The organism is Streptomyces alkaliterrae, assembly GCF_007097205.2.
GTDB classification, from domain to species: domain Bacteria; phylum Actinomycetota; class Actinomycetes; order Streptomycetales; family Streptomycetaceae; genus Streptomyces; species Streptomyces alkaliterrae.
Window position 1 is genome coordinate 1 of the sequence record NZ_VJYK02000481.1, and the last position, 2,688, is coordinate 2,688.

A 2,688-nucleotide genomic window follows, 5' to 3' on the forward strand; every position below is an offset into this window, starting at 1 on the left:
CGTCCCCGCACATCATCCTGAAAGCCAAACCCCCTCCCCCCATCGAGGGATGCCATCCAACTCGTTGGTGTGAGGGGTCTGCCGCACGACCGGGTGACATCTGAAGCGGCTTGGCCTGCGGCGATTCGCTAGGTCACACCGTGGGACAGGACGAGAGTTGGAAGGGGCTTGATCAACGGGACGGAGCGGCACCGTTCAGATGCGCCGCGATGCGTGCGACGGCCGCCGCGTTGTCCCTGAACACATGCGCCCGCATGCCGACCTTCTGGGCGGCCGCCACGTTGGCCGCTGCGTCGTCGATGAACAGACAGTCCTCCGGCCGCACGTCCAGTCGCGCACAGGTCATCCGGAACGCGCGCTCGTCTGGCTTGCAGATGCCGATCTCGTGGGAGTACACGATCTCCTCGACCAGTTCGTCGAAGCGGTAAGCGGCCGTCTCCCGCTCCCGCGCACCCACGAAGCTGTTGCTCAGAATGCCCAGCCGACAGCGCGACCGCAAACTCCGCACATACGTGATCAGTTCGTCGTTCGGAGTTCCCAGATACTCGGCCCACAGGTCCGCCATGAAGGCTTCCACCCGGCCGGCATCAAGGCGGAGACGCGCAGCGACCTGATCGTGCACCTCACGCTCACTGACCGCCCCGACGCCCCCAGGCACAACTGCGCGCGGCTCCGGCGCAGCAGCGTTGTCGCTGGCGACAGGGCTCATTTGGGCTTGGAGGCCAGAAGGGTCTCGACCGCGTGGATCATCCGCCGGAACGACCGGCTGTTGTTCGCTGCCGCCGCCAGGTCCATGAGCGATGAGAACCGCGCCTGGTGAAGAGTCTCCTTGTAGGACTCGTGCATCATCGCCTGCAACTGGGTCTTCGCGCCGCGCCTGGTCTCGGGCCTGCGCGGCGCCGTGGCGTCGTCACGCATCGCCGGGTGACCGCGAAGCGATTCCGCGGCCGCGAGAAACCACGCCTCGTACTCATGTCTGGCGATCACGACTTCCACCGCCACAGGCACCAGCTCCGGCGCTGGGGCTATCAGACGCGCCAGCTCGACCGGGCAGTCGACGTCGTTGTCGTCGCCGTCTCGGAGGATCAGGACACCGCCCGGTCGTCCCTGAACGCGCACCGCCTGTAAACGGACCGCCTTTGCCAACTCGTCGGGCTTGCGCATCTTTCCGGCGTCCAGGCGGAAGGGCTGGGCTACCTCGACCCAGGTGTTCAGGTGTTCGATCGCAATTCGTGTGACGAGCTGCCGTACGGCCTGGACCTCGCCGTGCCCCTCGACGATGGGAGCAACGATGGGCGAGAAGTTCATCGAGGTGCCCCCGGGAGTAGCTGATCGTTCCTGAGTAGCTCACCCGGAGTGTACAGATTCTCGCGCAACGCCATGGCGCCTGCTTCGTCCAACTCCCCGATCTGGGTTTCGCCTTCGACGGCACGTACTGCCCGCAGCTCGTTCAACGTGAAGTCGTGACGGTCCAGGAGATCTGGGCTGTGGCTCGTGACAATCACCTGACGGCGTTCGCTCGCGTCCCGCAGCGCGTCGAGGAGCACGCCCGCTGCGGCAGGGTGCAGCGCGCTTTCCGGCTCCTCGATGCCGATGGTGCTGAGTGTGCTGCCGGTGCCTGCGAATAGCGACACCAGGACGCCGAGAGCGCGTAGCGTGCCGTCGGAGACCGATTGGGCTTGAAAGCGCCAGGGCGCTTTCGACCCCCGCACGACCTGACTGAACTCCAGTGTCTCCCAGTTTCCCAGTTCGGAGCGGGAAACTCCCTGCATGCCCGGAACGATCTGCTGTAGATAATCCTCGATTCGGGCCTTGTCGGCGCGGCCGATCTTAGTGCGCTCTAGTCGGTGCAGCACGCTGGCGATGTTGGAGCCGTCGCGATGGAGAAAATCTCCGGAGTCTGGGGTTTGAGGTTGACGTATCACGTCGGGATTCAGGCTGAACACGCTGATACCGGCCATTCCGTCGTACACTTTCCGGAAGGGGTCGAGGCCGGCGGCGGAGATAAGGTACAGGCGCTGTTCGTTAGTCGGCGGCATTACTGGCTCCGTTTGTTCGGCCAGTTTACCGTTCTCGACTCGGAAGCGCGCTTCAGTCGGTTCTTTATCGCTTTTCGGTGAAGCGCCGTGTCGCACGCGGCAATGTTCCTTCGAGATTCGGAACCCGCCGCCTCTGACCGCAGCGACTTCAAACCCGTACTCGCCCTCGTAGTCCGGCCCCCGATATTCCAGGTCAATGGCGAAGTGCGTCGGGTGGCCCGTTGACCTGCGGCGAACCTCGGCCACTCCACCGCGGGCGCGGAGGGCTTGGTCAAGTGAGGTCTGCAATGCTTCGGACAGCAGCCTCAGCGCGTCCAGGAAGTTGCTCTTCCCCGAGCCGTTCGGGCCGACGAGCAGCAGGAGGCGGCCCAGCTCGACGTCGGCCGCCGCGATGCTCCTGTAGTGCCGTAGCCGAACCCGGGTGAGCGTGAAGAAGTTGTCCTGCATGGAAGCAGTCAACCACCGACTCACGTGAGCCGGTGGTTTTGGGCGATCCCCGCGTGCGCGGGGAGTAGCAGCTCGTCGCCCGTCACCTCGTGGTGCGCGGGGTGCCCGTGCTGTGGAGCCCGGCAGTGGTGTTCCCGTGGGGATCAGGGAGTGGGGAGGGTGCCGGTCTTGATGCTTGCCACGAAGGTGGTGAAGGCGGGGG

3 protein-coding genes are annotated in these 2,688 nt (G+C 65.0%); all 3 read right to left on the reverse strand.

The annotated features are described in order from the left end of the window. Window positions 1-172: 172 nt before the first annotated feature. The 3 genes from FNX44_RS25845 to FNX44_RS25855 are packed head-to-tail and all read right to left on the reverse strand — an operon-like array spanning window position 173 to window position 2,486. Window positions 173-802: an HAD family hydrolase gene (locus tag FNX44_RS25845; protein WP_407699184.1), complete on the reverse strand. Its 630-nt coding sequence runs from the start codon at window positions 800-802 to the stop codon at window positions 173-175. Next, window positions 706-1,308, reverse strand: coding sequence for a DUF4276 family protein (locus tag FNX44_RS25850; RefSeq protein WP_143651399.1), 603 nt, complete (start codon window positions 1,306-1,308; stop codon window positions 706-708). The genes FNX44_RS25845 and FNX44_RS25850 overlap by 97 nt, the downstream gene beginning before the upstream one ends. Continuing rightward, window positions 1,305-2,486, reverse strand: a complete 1,182-nt coding sequence (locus FNX44_RS25855; RefSeq protein WP_143651400.1) for an AAA family ATPase — start codon at window positions 2,484-2,486, stop codon at window positions 1,305-1,307. The genes FNX44_RS25850 and FNX44_RS25855 overlap by 4 nt, the downstream gene beginning before the upstream one ends. Between the last annotated feature and the right edge of the window lie 202 nt (window positions 2,487-2,688).

What these genes read in the sequence shown, in the direction of transcription:
- FNX44_RS25855 (WP_143651400.1), bottom strand. Translation starts at nt 2,486, where the DNA reads ATGCAGGACAACTTCTTCACGCTCACCCGGGTTCGGCTACGGCACTAC.
- FNX44_RS25850 (WP_143651399.1), bottom strand. Translation starts at nt 1,308, where the DNA reads ATGAACTTCTCGCCCATCGTTGCTCCCATCGTCGAGGGGCACGGCGAG.